This is a genomic window from Allobosea sp. GW823-FHT01F03 (assembly GCF_058798075.1).
The window spans coordinates 413434-428218 of the sequence record NZ_CM179505.1 but is presented as its reverse complement, the minus strand read 5'-3'; the positions used below and the strand labels follow the sequence as shown (position 1 = coordinate 428218).

Genomic DNA, 14785 nt, shown 5'->3' with positions numbered 1-14785 from the left:
CATCGCTGCGGCAAAATAGCAGGGGGAAGGCGATTATGGCCAAGCGCGAAGCGAATGCCACGGCTGCGGCCGTCAGCGCAATCGAGGCCGCTGCCCGCGAGCTCGGCTCGGCGATGCCGCCGGAATTTCCCAAGCTGCTCTACGGCCGCACCGTGGCCGAGGATCTCACCGCCCTTTCGCCTGCGCTGCTCGCCCGCGCCGCCGAAGCCGCCTACGCCCATCTGAACGGCCGGCGCAGCCCCGGCGAGCCGAATCTGCGCTTCCGTGACGAAACCGTCGACGAGGCCGGGCGCGAGCGCCAGATCACGACCCTGGAGGTCGTCAACGACAACAAGCCGTTCCTGCTCGATTCGACCCTGGCCGAGCTCGCCGAGCAGGGCTACGAGCCGCGCCTCGTCGCCCATCCGATCCTCGCCGTCGCGCGCTCGGCCGATGGCAGCTTCCAGTCGCTCGCCGGCGAAGCGGTGGCGCGCACCCAGGAAGGTACGCGCCGCGAAAGCCTGATCCATTTGCATCTCGACCGGATCGACAGCCCGGAAGCCCGCGAGAGGCTCAGCGTCGGGCTCGCCCGCGTCTATGTCGATGTCGGCCTCGCCGTCGATGACTGGGCTGCGATGCGCGGCCGGATCACCGAGGTGATCCAGTCCTACCGTGCCAACCCGCCGCCCTTGCCGGAGGATGAGGTCGCCGAGGCGCTGAACTTCCTCGAATGGATCGCCAGCGACAACTTCACCCTGCTTGGCGTGCGCGCCTACCGCTTCGCCGGCGGCGACACCGCCGCCGACCCGATCGATTCCTCCGGCCTCGGCATCCTGCGCGATCCCGATGTCCGGGTGCTGCGCAAGAACCGCGAGCTCGTGGTGATGACGCCGGAGATCCGCGCCTTCCTGTCCAAGCCGCAGGCACTGATCATCACCAAGGCCAACGTCAAGAGCCGCGTCCATCGCCGCGTCCATCTCGATTATGTCGGGGTGAAGCTCTTCACGGCCGATGGCCGTCTCGACGGCGAATTGCGGATCGTCGGGCTGCTCACCTCCAACGCCTATACCGGCAGTGCCCGGACCATTCCCTATCTGCGTCTCAAAGTTGCGCGCGTGCTCAAGAGCACCGGTTTCGACCCGTCGAGCTATTCCGGCCGCGCGCTCTACAATGTTCTCGACGCCTTTCCGCGCGACGAGCTCTTCCAGATCGACGTCGAGACGCTGGAGCGCTTCGCCCTCGACATCATGCAGCTGACCGAGCGGCCGCGTATCCGTGCGCTCGCCCGCGCCGACGAATTCGACCGCTTCGTCTCGGTGCTCGTCTTCATTCCGAAGGACCGCTACGACACCACGGTGCGCCGCCGTGTCGGCGAGTTCCTCGCCCGGATCTATCAGGGCCGCATCTCGGCCGCCTATCCGGCCTATCCGGAGGGCCCGCTCGCCCGCACCCACTACATCATCGGCCGCGACGAGGGCAAAACCCCGAAGATCGACCGCGCCACGCTCGAGGCCGGGATCAGCGCTATCGTACGCACCTGGGCCGACGGGCTGCGCGACGCGCTCGACGCCCGGAAGGCCGGCCCGAAGGCCCGCGCTCTGGTCGAGCGTTATGCCGAGGCCTTCGGCGCCGCCTATCGCGAGCGCTACGAACCCACCGATGCGCTGATCGACATCGACATGCTGCAGAAGCTCTCGGCCGCGCGGCCGCGGGCGGTCAATCTCTACCGCCGCGAGGGCGACGGCGCGACCCGCGCCAATCTCAAGATCTTCTCCCGCGACGCCGCGATCACCCTCTCCGAGCGCGTGCCGATGCTCGAAAATATGGGCTTCCGCGTCGTCAACGAGCGCACCTTCAACATCAAGCCGCAGGCCGGCGAGAACGGCGCCGAGGCCCGCGTCTGGCTGCACGACATGACGCTGGAGCGCGCCGATGGCAGCGCCATCGACATCGAGCGCCTCGATCCGACGATCGAGGCGGCGCTGATGGCCCAGTTCCGCGGCTTCAGCGAATCCGACCGCTTCGACCAGCTCGTGCTCGCCGCCGGCCTCGCCTGGCGCGAGGCGGCGTTGCTGCGCGCACTCGGGCGCTATCTGCGCCAGGTCGGCGCGCCCTATGCGCAGGACTACATTGCCGACGCGCTCGCCCGCCACGCCGGCATCGCGGCGATGCTGGTCAAGCTCTTCGCCGCCAAGTTCGATCCACGGCTCGGCGAAGCGGCCCGTCAGAGCGGCATGACCGCCGAGCGCCAACGCATCGAGGCGGCCCTTTCCGACGTCACCAGCCTCGACGAGGACCGCATCCTGCGCCGTCTCGTCAACCTGATCGACGCGATCCTGCGCACCAATTTCTTCCAGGTCGGCGCCGATGGCCATCCGCGCGGCACGATCTCCTTCAAATTCGCCTCGGCTGAGGTCGAGGGCATGCCGCTGCCGCGCCCGCTCTACGAGATCTTCGTCTATTCGCCGCGCGTCGAAGGCGTGCATATGCGCTTCGGCAAGGTCGCGCGCGGCGGCCTGCGCTGGTCCGACCGGCCGCAGGATTTCCGCACCGAGGTGCTCGGCCTGGTCAAGGCCCAGCAGGTCAAGAACGCCGTCATCGTCCCGGTCGGCGCCAAGGGCGGCTTCGTGCCGAAGCTGCTGCCGCCGGCCTCCGACCGCCAGGCCTGGCTGGCCGAAGGCACCGAGAGCTACCGGATCTTCGTGCGCACCCTGCTCGAGCTGACCGATAATCTCGACGGCGAGACGGTCGTGCCTCCGGCCGACACCGTCAGGCATGATGGCGACGATCCCTATCTCGTCGTCGCCGCCGACAAGGGCACCGCGACCTTCTCCGACACCGCCAACGCGCTCTCGGCCGAGAAACATCACTGGCTCGGCGACGCCTTCGCCTCGGGCGGCTCCCAGGGCTACGACCACAAGGGCATGGGCATCACGGCGCGCGGCGCCTGGGAGGCGGTGAAGCGCCATTTCCGCGAGATCGACATCGACATCCAGACGACTTCGTTCACGGTGGCCGGCGTCGGCGACATGTCGGGCGACGTCTTCGGCAACGGCATGATGCTCTCGCCGGCGACCAGGCTCGTCGCCGCCTTCGACCATCGCGACATCTTCCTCGATCCCGATCCGGACCCCACCACCAGCCTGGCCGAGCGCCGACGGCTGTTCGCCCTGCCGCGTTCCTCCTGGCAGGACTATGACAAGACCCTGATCTCCAAGGGCGGCGGCGTGTTCTCGCGCCAGGCCAAGAGCATCGCGCTCTCGCCCGAGATCCGCGCCGTGCTCGGCTTCGAGAAGGTGCAGGCGACCCCGGCCGAGCTGATGACGGCGATCCTGAAGGCGCCGGTCGACCTGCTCTGGTTCGGCGGCATCGGCACCTATGTCCGTGCCGGCGAGGAAAGCGACGCCCAGGTCGGCGACCGCGCCAATGACGCGATCCGCATCGCCGGCGCCGAAGTCCGCGCCAGGGTGATCGGCGAGGGCGCCAATCTCGGCATGACCCAGCGCGGCCGCATCGAGGCGGCGCGCCAGGGCGTGCGCCTGAATACCGATGCGATCGACAATTCCGCCGGGGTGAACACCTCCGACCTCGAGGTCAACATCAAGATCGCGCTCGCCGGCGCGGTGGCGGGCGGCCGCCTCTCCGACGCGGACCGCAACAAGCTCCTCGCCGAGATGACCGACGAGGTCAGCCTGCTCGTCCTGCGCAACAACTATCTGCAGTCGCTGGCACTGTCGCTGACGCAGATCCAGGGCATCGGCGCGACGCCGCATCTGCGCCGGCTGATGGTCCAGCTCGAGCGCGAGGGCCGGCTCGACCGCAATGTCGAGAACCTGCCGCCGGACGCCGTCCTGATCGAGCGCGAGAAGCGCGGCGAGGGCCTGACACGGCCCGAGCTCGCCGTGCTGCTCGCCTATGCCAAGCTCGCCCTGCACGACGACCTGCTCGAATCGCCGGTGCCGGATGATCCCTATCTCGCCGGCGAACTCGTCCGCTACTTCCCGCAGCCGCTGCGCGATCATTACGGGACCGAAATCGCCAGCCACAAGCTGCGTCGCGAGATCGTCGCGACCCAGCTCGCCAACGCCATCGTCAACCGCGGCGGTCCGGCCATCGTCACCATGCTGGCCGACCAGACTCGTGCCGAAGCGCCGGAGATCGCGGCGGCCTACGCCATCGCCCGCGACGCCTTCGACGTGATGGGCCTCAATGCCGGTATCGACGCCCTCGATGCGAAAATCCCCGGCAAGACCCAGCTCGGCCTCTATGCAGCGACCCAGGACCTGGTCGTCGACCGCATGCGTTGGTTCCTGCGCCGCGGCGTCGCCAGGCCGGGCGCCATCGAGCAGATCGTCGCGCATTACGCGAAAGGCGTCGCGGCGCTCGGCTCCGCCCTGCCGAGCCTGCTGCCGGAAGCGGCGGCACAGGCCCGCAACGCCGCGATCGCGGCCCTGGTCGCCGAGCAGGTGTCCGAGGCGCTCGCCGCCAGCGTCGCCAGCCTACCCTGGCTCGCCCAGGCGACCGACATCGTCGACATCGCCAGCCGCAGCGGCGGCGACGTCACCGAGGTCGCGCGGATTCATTTCGCAGCCGATTCGGTCTTCGGCCTGTCGAGCCTCGCGACAGCGGCCGCGAGTGTACCCGCCACCGATGATTACGAGCGCATGGCCCGCCAGCGCGCCGTCGAGACTCTGGCCGATGCTCATGCCGGGCTGACCCAGGAGATCGCCGCCAGCGCCAGCGGGGCGGACGCGCTTCAGGCCTGGCTCGAACTGCGCGGCACCGAGGCCGAGCGCACCCGCGCCACCGTTTCGGCCATTGCCATGTCGGGCCTGTCTTTGCCAAAGCTGATGGTAGCCGCCGGCATGCTGGCCGATCTGCCGCGCCGGCCGGCCTGATGGAGATCCTGATGAGCACCGAAAACAAGTCAGGGGTCGCCGCGACGGCGCCCCGTATCGACCCCAAGCTGCTGGAGATCCTGGTCTGCCCGGTCAGCAAGACGACGCTCGAATACGATGCGGCCCGACAGGAGCTGATCAGCCGCGCCGCGAAGCTCGCCTATCCGATCCGCAACGGCATCCCGATCATGCTGCCGGAAGAGGCGCGCCAGCTCGAAGGGTAGTGCCGGTAGTGCCCTGCGTCATTCTCGGGCGAAGCGAAGCACAGACCCGAGAATCTCCTCGAAGAAATGCCAGGATCAGCCCGGGCATGACGTTTCCCGGACTTACAGCATCTCGCCGCGCAGCAGGCGCGGCGCCTCGGCGGAGAGCCCCGCCGCCTCGCGGATGAACATCCGCTTCAGCCCGGGCAGGCGCTCGACCACACCGAGACCGAGATCGCGCACCAGACGCAGCGGCGTCGAATCGTTCGAGAACAGCCGGTTCAGCCCGTCGGTGACGACGCCCATCGCCACCGTGTCGAAGCGCCTCGCCTTCTCATAGGCCTCGAGCACGTCCTCGGCGCCGGGATCAAGCCCGAGCCGGGCCGCGTCGACGATCGTCTCGGCCAGGGCGGCGACATCCTTGAGGCCGAGATTGAGCCCCTGCCCGGCGATCGGGTGGATGACATGGGCGGCGTCGCCGAGCAGCGCCAGCCGCTCGCCGACGAAGCGGCGCGCCATGCCGAAGGACAAAGGATGCGCGCTGACCCGGCTCTCCAGCGCGATCTCGCCGAGCTGCAGGCCGAAGCGCCGCTCGATCTCGGCGAGCAGATCGGCCTCGTCGAGCGAGAGCAGCGCCTCGACATTCTCGCTGCGCTCCGTCCAGACGATCGAGGAACGGTGGCCGAGCCGGCCGCCATCCGGCAAGGGCAGCATGGCGAAGGGGCCGGACGGCAGGAAATGCTCGACAGCGAGCCCGCCATGCGGCCGCTCATGGCCGATCGTCGCGACGATGCCGGACTGGGCATAGGACCAGCCGACCCAGCCGATCCCCGCCTTCTCACGCAGCTTCGAGCGCGCCCCATCGGCCGCGACCAGGAGCGCGGCCTGCACCGTCTCGCCCCCTGTGAGCACGACCTGCATCGGCCCGCCATCGCCGCAATCGCCCGAGCGCACCCCTTCGGCGCGCAGCGTGACCCCGGCCGCCTTCGCCGCCTGCAGCAGCGCCGCGACCAGCGCGCCGTTCTCGACCATATGGGCGAAGGGCTGGCCGGGCTCGGCCTCGCCCTCGAAGGTCAGGAAAACCGGCCGCACCACATCTGGCGTGCGGCTGTCGGTGATCTGCATTTCCGTCATCGCCGCAGCGGCGCTCTCGACCTGCTTCCAGACGCCGAGCGCGTCGAGCATGTTGCGCGCTGCGGCGGCGACGGCATAGGCGCGGTTGTCGATGCGCGGCCTCGCGGCCACGGCGGGATCGACCAGCATGACGTCGAACGCCTCGCCCAGCGCCTGCTTCACCGCCAGCGCCAGCGTCATCCCGGCGATGCCGCCGCCGGCGATCACGATACGCGCCTGCGCGCCTTCCGGGTTCCGGTCCATCCCGCTCTCCGCCTGCCGGAGCCGCGGCGCTTGACGCTAACCGGCGGCTCGTTGCTGATGCTGCTATCGTCTTGCCCGTTGTGTCTTGCCCGCCGCCCGGCCGGGCTGCAAGCCTCGTCCCTGCAAAGCCTGCCGCAAGCCAGCCCGATCAAGAACCGCCGCCGATGAACAGCGTCCCCGACAGCCTGACCTCGATCCTCGACCTCGAGGATCTCGGAAACAACCGGTTCCAGGGTCGCAGCCCGCGCGTCGGCTGGCAGCGTGTCTTCGGCGGCCAGGTCATCGGCCAGGCCCTCTATGCCGCCTGCAAGACCGTCGAGGGCCGTCAGCCGCATTCCCTGCACGCCTATTTCCTGCTGCCGGGCGATCCCGAGACGCCGATCGTCTACGAGGTCGACCGCCTGCGCGACGGCCGCTCCTTCACCACCCGCCGTGTGCTCGCCCTGCAGAACGGCGCGGCGATCTTCGCCATGTCGGCCTCATTCCAGGTCGAGGAGAAAGGCTACGAGCACCAGATGCCGATGCCGGACGTACCGATGCCGGAGGATCTGCCGGATCGGGACGGCATGGCGCGGGACATCCTGCCGCACATGCCCGAATCGGTGCGCGCCTATTATCTGCGCGAGCGGCCGATCGAGGTCCGCCCGGTCGAGCTCGACCGCTACGGTTCCGACGGCAAGCGCGATCCCAGGTTCAACATCTGGATCCGCGCAATGAGGCCGTTGCCGGACGAGCCGGCGATCCACCAAAGCGTGCTCGCCTATGCCTCCGATCTGATGCTGCTCGATTCCAGCCTGGTCGCCCACGGCACCAGCGTCTTCGACAACCGCATCCAGGGCGCCAGCCTCGACCACGCGCTCTGGTTCCATCGCCCGTTCCGGGCCGATGACTGGTTGCTCTATGCGCAGGACAGCCCCTCGACCTCCGGGGCGCGCGGCTTTTCGCGCGGGCTGATCTTCGATCGACAGCGCCGGCTCGTCGCCTCGGTGGCCCAGGAAGGCCTGATCCGGCCCCGGCCGGATCGCGGCTAGATCCTCGGCCCGTCTTCTTCGCGCATCTCGGGCCGGACTCGGCGAGCCGGGAGCCCCGCGGGCTTTCCCGGTCGGCGAGCGATCGGCCATGCATGGCCGCGACGCGCCCGCTTTTCTCGCAGCTGCCCATTCTATGGGCAAACCCTCCTGATCCGACCCGGAGAATCATGGCGGAACCGCGGCATTGCCTCTCTTCAGGGCAGGCCGGCAGTTGGCACGCGGCTTGATTGGCGAAAAGCGACGTGCGCGGAGCTCTTCCGCCCCGCGCGGCGCTAACGAGCTCGCCGGAGCTTTGCTTCCGGCAGCGCAACCGGGGGTAACCCAGCCATGAAGATCGTGATGGCCGTCATCAAGCCGTTCAAGCTGGAGGAGGTGCGCGACGGGCTCACCGCCATCGGCGTGCACGGCCTGACCGTGACCGAGGTGAAGGGCTATGGCCGCCAGAAGGGCCATACCGAGATCTATCGCGGTGCCGAATATGCCGTGAGCTTCCTGCCCAAGATCAAGATCGAGGTCGCTGTCACCGACGAGCTCGTCCCCCAGGTGATCGAGGCGATCACCGCCGCAGCCCGCACCGGCCAGATCGGCGACGGCAAGATCTTCGTCTCGTCGATCGAGAAGGCCGTGCGCATCCGCACCGGCGAGACCGACGGCGACGCCCTTTGATCCCAGACCTTTCGCCCAGGAGTTTGACGATGAATTTCAAGACCCTCACCCGGGCCGGGATGGTCGGGACGGCGCTCGCGGCCGGCACCGTCGCGGCGCTGGCGCAGACACCCGCCGCGGCACCGGCCGCCGCGGTCGCCAACAAGGGCGACACCGCATGGATGCTGGTATCCTCCCTGCTCGTGCTGATGATGACCCTGCCGGGCCTGGCGCTGTTCTATGGCGGCCTCGCGCGCAGCAAGAACATGCTTTCGGTGATGAGCCACATCACCGCCACCGCCGCGATCATGATCATCATCTGGGTGGTCTATGGCTACAGCCTCGCCTTCACCGGTGGCGGCTCGCTGACCAGCTTCATCGGCGGCTTCTCGAAGGCCTTCCTCGCCGGGGTCAGCACCGAGACGACGACCGATACCTTCACCAAGGGCGTAGTCATCCCCGAATATGTCTTCATCTGCTTCCAGATGACCTTCGCCATCATCACCCCGGCCCTGATCGTCGGTGGCCTCGTCGAGCGCATGAAGTTCTCGGCGCTGCTGCTCTTCGTCGTGCTCTGGAGCGGCTTCGTCTACTTCCCCATGGCTCATATGGTCTGGTTCAGCGAGGGCTATCTGTTCGCCCTCGGCGCGCTCGATTTCGCCGGCGGCACCGTCGTCCACATCAATGCCGGCATCGCCGCGCTGGTCGGCGCGCTCGTCCTCGGCAAGCGCATCGGCTACGGCAAGGAACTGATGTCGCCGCACTCGCTGACCATGACCTTCATCGGCACCTCGCTGCTCTGGGTCGGCTGGTTCGGCTTCAACGCCGGCTCGAATCTCGAGGCGACGGCCGGCGCGGCGCTCGCCATGATCAACACCCTGACCGCCACCGCCGGCGCAGCGCTCGGCTGGCTCTTCATCGAGTGGCTGATCAAGGGCAAGCCCTCGCTGCTCGGCATGCTCTCGGGCATCATCGCCGGCCTCGTCGCTGTCACCCCGGCCGCCGGCCTGGTCGGCCCGATGGGCGCCATCGTGCTCGGCGCGATCTGCGGCGTGGTCTGCTTCTTCTTCTGCACCACGATCAAGAACGCGCTCGGCTATGACGACTCGCTCGACGTCTTCGGCATCCATGGTGTCGCGGGCATCATCGGCTCGATCGGCACCGGCATCTTCGTCTCGCCGGCCCTCGGCGGCGTCGGCGTCGCCGACTACGCGATGGGCGCGCAGGTCTGGAAGCAGACGGTTGCCGTCCTCGTCGCCGTCATCTGGTGCGGCATTGGCTCCTTCGTCCTGTTCAAGATCGTCGACACCGTCATCGGTCTACGCGTCACCTCCGACCAGGAGCGCGAGGGCCTGGACATCGCCGAGCATGGCGAGCGCGCCTACAACATGTGAGCCGCCGCTCCGGCGTTCCACATGAAACAATCGCCCCGGCGGGCCACCGCCGGGGCTTTTTTCCGGCCTCGGCCCCGGCTGCGCAGCTTGCGCCCCGTTCCGGCGCGCAAGGTTAAGCGGGTCTTAACCTCGCCTTCCTAACCTGCTGCTTCGAGGGCGGGCCCCGGCGGCCATCGCCTTTCCAGACATCCGGAATCACGGCCCGCCCGCATGCGCACGATCCGACGCTCCTCCTCGCTGATCGACCGCTTGCCCGATCCCGTACGCGACTTCCTCTCGCGCCGGGCGGCCGAGATCGTCGGCCTCGTGCTGCTCGCCCTGACCGCCGCCGTCGCGATCTCGCTGGCGACCTGGTCGGTCGACGATCCCAGCCTCAACAATGCCACCCGCGGCGCGGTCCAGAACCTGCTCGGCCGGCCGGGCGCGATGGTTGCCGACCTCGCCATGCAGCTGATCGGGCTCGGCGTCATCGCCATGCTGCTGCCGCCGCTGCTCTGGTCCCTGCGCCTGATCCGCGTCCATCTCTTCGACCGCAGCGCCCTCAAGCTCGCCCTCTGGGTCGCCGGCATCGTCGCCACCGCCGCGGTCGCCAGCGCCCTGCCGGCGACGCCGCGCTGGCCGCTGCCGACCGGCATGGGCGGCGTCATCGGCGATGCCCTGCTGCACGGCACCCGCAACCTCGTCGGGATTTCCGGCACGGCGCTCGGCGGGCTCGTCGCCTTCGTCTATGCCGGCATCGCCATCCTCGCCGTCACCGCCGCGGCCGGCTTCGGCTTCGTCGTCGACGAAGACCCCGAGAGCGATGCCGAAGACGATGCCGCCTGGTCCGATGCCGACGACCGCCGCGATGACGAGCCCGGCTTCGGCGTCATCCTGGTCGGCTGGCTCGCCCATGGCGCCATGGCGCTGCGCGGCGCGATCCTGCGCCGCCTGCCGCAACCGCCCTCGCTCGCCCGCGCCTCGGCGACGCCGAGCGCTCCGTCCTCCGCCGCCCCGCCCCCGGCTCCTGCCGGTCGCGTGCGCCGCGAACCGCAATTCGCCGAGGGCGCAGCCCCCTATGCTCCGCCGGTGGTGGCACGTGATTCCTTTGCTGGCCCCGGCCGCTCGCGTGTCGCCGGCCCGGCCGCCGACATGGATGACGACCATGGCGCGGCGCAGGATCTGCGCGACCTCAACGCGCCGCGCGTCGCCCCGCCTTTGACCGCGCCCAAGCCCGGCAAGCGCCTGTCGCGCGAAGCGCAGCCCTCGCTGCTCGACCGCGACAGCTTCGAGCTGCCGCCCCTGACCTATCTGGCCGAGCCGAAGAAGATCCCGGCCAACGCCATCTCCACCGACGCGCTGGAGCAGAACGCAACCTTGCTCGAGGGCGTGCTCGAGGATTTCGGCGTGCGCGGCGAGATCTCACAGGTCCGCCCCGGCCCTGTTGTGACGCTTTACGAATTGGAGCCTGCACCGGGGACCAAGTCGTCGCGGGTGATTTCGCTGGCGGACGACATCGCACGTTCGATGAGCGCGATCTCGGCGCGCGTCGCGGTGGTGCAGGGCAAGAACGCGATCGGCATCGAGCTGCCCAACACCAAGCGCGAGACCGTCTTCCTGCGCGAATTGCTGGCGAGCCAGGACTTCGAGGCGACCAAGCACAAGCTGGCGCTCTGCCTCGGCAAGACCATCGGCGGCGAGCCGGTGATCGCCGACCTTGCCCGCATGCCGCATCTGCTCGTCGCCGGCACCACCGGCTCGGGCAAGTCGGTGGCGATCAACACCATGATCCTCTCGATCCTCTACCGGCTGAAGCCGGAGGAGTGCCGGCTGATCATGGTCGATCCGAAGATGCTCGAGCTCTCGGTCTATGACGGCATCCCGCATCTGCTGACCCCGGTCGTCACCGACCCGAAGAAGGCGGTGGTCGCCCTGAAATGGGCGGTGCGCGAGATGGAGGAGCGCTACAAGAAGATGTCGAAGCTCGGTGTGCGCAACATCGACGGCTTCAATGTCCGCGTGGCGGAGGCAGCCGCGGCCGGAGAGGTGATCACCCGCACGGTGCAGACCGGCTTCGACCGCCATACCGGCGAGGCGATCTACGAGGAAGAGGCGATGGCGCTCGAGCCCTTGCCCTATATCGTGGTGATCGTCGACGAGATGGCCGATCTGATGATGGTCGCCGGCAAGGAGATCGAGGGCACGATCCAGCGCCTCGCCCAGATGGCGCGCGCGGCCGGCATCCATGTCGTGCTGGCGACGCAGCGCCCCTCGGTCGACGTCATCACCGGCACGATCAAGGCGAACTTCCCGACGAGGATCTCCTTCCAGGTCACCTCGAAGATCGATAGCCGCACCATTTTGGGCGAGATGGGCGCCGAGCAGCTGCTCGGCCAGGGCGACATGCTCTACATGGCCGGCGGCGGGCGGATCACCCGCGTGCACGGCCCCTTCGTCTCGGATGCCGAGGTCGAGAAGGTGGTGGCGCATCTGAAGACGCAAGGCCGGCCGGACTATCTCGACGCCGTCCTCGCCGAGGAGGAGGAGGGTGCCGGTGCGGAGGAGGACGGCGCCGTCTTCGACAAGACCGGCATGGGCCAGGCCGAGAGCGAGGATCCATACGACCAGGCGGTCGCCGTCGTGCTGCGCGACAAGAAGGCCTCGACCTCCTACATCCAGCGCCGCCTGCAGATCGGCTACAACCGCGCCGCCTCGATCATGGAGCGCATGGAGAACGAGGGCATCGTCGGCCCCGCAAACCACGCAGGTAAACGCGAGATCCTGGTGGAGACTTCGCGTGCGCGCGAGGACGAGGATTAGCCCCGCAGCGGCGAAGGCAGAGCATGACCGGCCATTTCCGCCATGTTCCGACCTTGTTCGCGCGAAAGCGGTCCTGAAAATGCCATGAGCATTGTGCAACCTTGCCAGCGACTGCGACGTTGAGCCCTTGCCGGCAGCCGGCGCCGCCACGATATCCTTAGCAAGCAGTCAAACGGAACCGTACCGTCTCATGAAGCACTCGCTCCCCATGTCAGCTCTCGCAGCCGCCGCCCTGGCGCTCGCGCTGGCGTCGGGGCCTGTCATGTCGCAGCCGCTCGACATCAAGCCAGCAGCCCAGCCTCCGGCGCCGAAGACGAGCCAGCGAGCCATCCCCCTGCCGCCCGCCCGGCCGCCCGGCCTTGGAATGCCGCGGGTCGACGCCGCCGCAGCGCCTGCGCCGGCCGCGGTCGTCGCCGCAACCAACGAGCCGCGCCCGACGCCCGCCGCCAAGCCCTCGCGGCCAGCCGCCCCGCTGTCGAAGCCGGAAGCAGTCGAGCGCCTGAACGCCTATTTCAACGGTTTCGCCACCCTGCAGGGCGACTTCATCCAGTTCGCCGCCGATGGCCGCCGCTTCGAGGGCAAGATCTATGTCCAGCGCCCCGGCAAGATGCGCTTCGAATACCGTCCGCCGGTGACGATGGAAGTGATCGCCGACGGCACCTCGGTCGCGATCCGCGACAAGAAGCTGGCGACGCAGGATCTCTATTCGATCGGCCAGACGCCGCTGAAATTCCTGCTCAAGGAGCATATGGACCTGGCGCGGGATTCGACCGTGACCGGCGTCAGCACCAAGGGCGACATCCTCTCGGTCAAGATCGAGGACCGCTCGACGCTCGGCGGCACCTCGAAGATCACCCTGAATTTCGACCTGACCGCCAACGAGCTCAGGCAATGGGTGGTGATCGACCCGCAGGGCTACGAGACCTCGGTCTCGCTCTACAATCTCGACACCCAGCGCCGGCCCGATCAGAAGAATTTCGTGATCAATTACGAGCGCGTGCTCTGAGCCACATCTGACGCCGTTCCGGCCGCAACCCTCGGGCCCGGCCGGCAGGCCGCGCCGGAATGACGCTGCGGCTGCCATGGCGCTTGCATTTCCGCGCGCGGCGACCCAGTTTCCGGCTCCCCGCCGTCCGGATCCTGCGCGTGAAGCTCGACGTCACCACCTGGAACATCAATTCGGTGCGCCTGCGCATCGGCATGGTCACCGAATTTCTCGGGAAGCACAGTCCCGATATCCTCTGCCTGCAGGAGACCAAGACGCCGGACGAGCAGTTCCCGGCCAAGGCCTTCGCCGAAGCCGGCTATGTCCACCAGGCCTTCATCGGCAACAAGGGCTATAACGGCGTCGCCATCGTCTCGAAGCTGCCCTTCTCCGAGACGGAAGCAATGGCGATGTGCGAGCGCAACGATGCCCGCCATATGAGCGTCGTGCTCGACAAGGGCGCCGGAGCGGCCGCCGGCATCGCCATCCATAACTTCTACATCCCGGCCGGGGGCGACATCGCCGATCCCGAGGCCAACCCGAAATTCGCACACAAGCTGCAGTTCCTCGACGCGCTCGGCGCCTGGGGCGTGGCCAGGAACCCGTCGGGACGGCCGAGCATCCTGGTCGGCGACCTCAACATCGCCCCCTACGAGCACGATGTCTGGAGCCACAAGCAGCTCCTCGACGTCGTCAGCCATACCCCGATCGAGACGCAGACCCTGGAGAAGCTGCGCAGCGAGCTCGGCTGGACCGACGCCGCCCGCACGCTGAAACCCGAACCGGAAAAGCTCTACAGCTGGTGGAGCTATCGCGCCGCCGACTGGCAGGCCTCGAATCGCGGCCGCCGGCTCGACCATATCTGGCTCTCGGACGGGCTGAAGCCGACCCTGCGCGATCTCGAATTCCTGCGCGAGGCACGCGGCTGGGAGCGCCCTTCCGACCACGTCCCGGTCACGGTGACGCTGGAGCTCTGACCGGCGCCGCGAACCGCGAGGACGCAGCCGCTCAGCGCCAGTCGATCGCCCGGAGCGACATGCCGACCGAGGCGAGTTCGCCGGTGAACTCCGTCAGCCGTTCCTCGATCGCATGCGCGAGGGCAGCCGCCGAATCCGGCGATTCGGCGAGCACCCGCCGCATCACGCTGCGCGACAGCTTCATCACCTGCGTCGGCTCGCGCGCGATCGCCGTCGCCGGCCGCTCCAGCGCCGCGAACAGAGCGAGCTCGCCGATCAGCGCGCCCGGCCCGGCAATCTCCTCCGCCGGGCGCCCGTCATCCTCGCGGCTGAGCGCGACCGCGCCGGAGACGACGAGAAAAGCGCCGTCCGAGCCCTCGCCACGACGGAACAGCACGTCGCCGGCGCGCAAGCTGCGGCTTTCCGCCGCGAAGGCGACGAGGCGCAGCGCGTCGCGATCCATCAGGCTCAGCAGCGGTTGCCGGGCCAGGAATGCGATGTCGTCGTTGAGGGCCATG

Annotated in this window: 10 protein-coding genes; 8 read left to right on the top strand and 2 right to left on the bottom strand. The window is 68.5% G+C overall.

All coding sequences use genetic code 11. The features are described 5' to 3' along the window. Window positions 1-35 precede the first annotated feature (35 nt). On the top strand, window positions 36-4877 hold the full coding sequence (locus AC3RCC_RS01995; protein ID WP_492257436.1) for an NAD-glutamate dehydrogenase: 4842 nt from the start codon (window positions 36-38) through the stop codon (window positions 4875-4877). Between the two features lie 11 nt (window positions 4878-4888). Continuing rightward, entirely contained in the window at window positions 4889-5101 is a 213-nt protein-coding gene (locus AC3RCC_RS01990) for a Trm112 family protein (RefSeq protein ID WP_452119673.1), read from the top strand. 102 nt (window positions 5102-5203) lie between these two features. On the opposite strand, the gene AC3RCC_RS01985 is transcribed toward AC3RCC_RS01990, so the two are convergent. Continuing rightward, window positions 5204-6457: a ubiquinone biosynthesis hydroxylase gene (locus AC3RCC_RS01985; protein WP_492257435.1), complete on the bottom strand. Its 1254-nt coding sequence runs from the start codon at window positions 6455-6457 to the stop codon at window positions 5204-5206. Window positions 6458-6621: 164 nt separating this feature from the next. Between AC3RCC_RS01985 and AC3RCC_RS01980 the strand changes: the two genes are divergently transcribed. The 6 genes from AC3RCC_RS01980 (at window position 6622) to xth (ending at window position 14288) form a co-directional block, all read left to right on the top strand. Then, complete coding sequence (locus AC3RCC_RS01980) at window positions 6622-7488, top strand: acyl-CoA thioesterase (RefSeq protein WP_492257434.1); 867 nt, start codon at window positions 6622-6624, stop codon at window positions 7486-7488. A gap of 327 nt (window positions 7489-7815) precedes the next feature. Then, a complete protein-coding gene (locus AC3RCC_RS01975; RefSeq protein WP_291642581.1) occupies window positions 7816-8154 on the top strand; it encodes a P-II family nitrogen regulator in 339 nt (112 codons plus the stop codon). 29 nt (window positions 8155-8183) lie between these two features. Further along, window positions 8184-9527 carry an ammonium transporter gene (locus tag AC3RCC_RS01970; protein ID WP_452119669.1) on the top strand — a complete coding sequence of 448 codons (1344 nt, stop codon included), beginning with the start codon at window positions 8184-8186 and terminating at the stop codon, window positions 9525-9527. Between the two features lie 210 nt (window positions 9528-9737). Further along, on the top strand, window positions 9738-12326 hold the full coding sequence (locus AC3RCC_RS01965; protein WP_492257433.1) for a DNA translocase FtsK: 2589 nt from the start codon (window positions 9738-9740) through the stop codon (window positions 12324-12326). Between the two features lie 208 nt (window positions 12327-12534). Beyond that, entirely contained in the window at window positions 12535-13332 is a 798-nt protein-coding gene (locus tag AC3RCC_RS01960; RefSeq protein WP_492257432.1) for an outer membrane lipoprotein carrier protein LolA, read from the top strand. A 140-nt stretch (window positions 13333-13472) separates the two neighbouring features. Then, the gene (gene xth / locus AC3RCC_RS01955; RefSeq protein WP_291637453.1) at window positions 13473-14288 is read left to right on the top strand and encodes an exodeoxyribonuclease III; all 816 of its coding nucleotides are present in this window, start codon (window positions 13473-13475) and stop codon (window positions 14286-14288) included. A gap of 31 nt (window positions 14289-14319) precedes the next feature. Here xth and AC3RCC_RS01950 read toward each other — a convergent pair whose 3' ends face one another. Continuing rightward, complete coding sequence (locus AC3RCC_RS01950) at window positions 14320-14784, bottom strand: cyclic nucleotide-binding domain-containing protein (protein ID WP_291650330.1); 465 nt, start codon at window positions 14782-14784, stop codon at window positions 14320-14322. Window position 14785: the final 1 nt, after the last annotated feature.

Bases quoted from the DNA above. Each gene is read 5' to 3' on its own strand.
- AC3RCC_RS01990 (WP_452119673.1), top strand. From the start codon at position 4,889: ATGAGCACCGAAAACAAGTCAGGGGTCGCCGCGACGGCGCCCCGTATC.
- AC3RCC_RS01970 (WP_452119669.1), top strand. From the start codon at position 8,184: ATGAATTTCAAGACCCTCACCCGGGCCGGGATGGTCGGGACGGCGCTC.
- AC3RCC_RS01960 (WP_492257432.1), top strand. From the start codon at position 12,535: ATGTCAGCTCTCGCAGCCGCCGCCCTGGCGCTCGCGCTGGCGTCGGGG.
- AC3RCC_RS01950 (WP_291650330.1), bottom strand. From the start codon at position 14,784: ATGGCCCTCAACGACGACATCGCATTCCTGGCCCGGCAACCGCTGCTG.
- AC3RCC_RS01980 (WP_492257434.1), top strand. From the start codon at position 6,622: ATGAACAGCGTCCCCGACAGCCTGACCTCGATCCTCGACCTCGAGGAT.
- AC3RCC_RS01995 (WP_492257436.1), top strand. From the start codon at position 36: ATGGCCAAGCGCGAAGCGAATGCCACGGCTGCGGCCGTCAGCGCAATC.
- AC3RCC_RS01975 (WP_291642581.1), top strand. From the start codon at position 7,816: ATGAAGATCGTGATGGCCGTCATCAAGCCGTTCAAGCTGGAGGAGGTG.
- AC3RCC_RS01965 (WP_492257433.1), top strand. From the start codon at position 9,738: ATGCGCACGATCCGACGCTCCTCCTCGCTGATCGACCGCTTGCCCGAT.
- AC3RCC_RS01985 (WP_492257435.1), bottom strand. From the start codon at position 6,457: ATGGACCGGAACCCGGAAGGCGCGCAGGCGCGTATCGTGATCGCCGGC.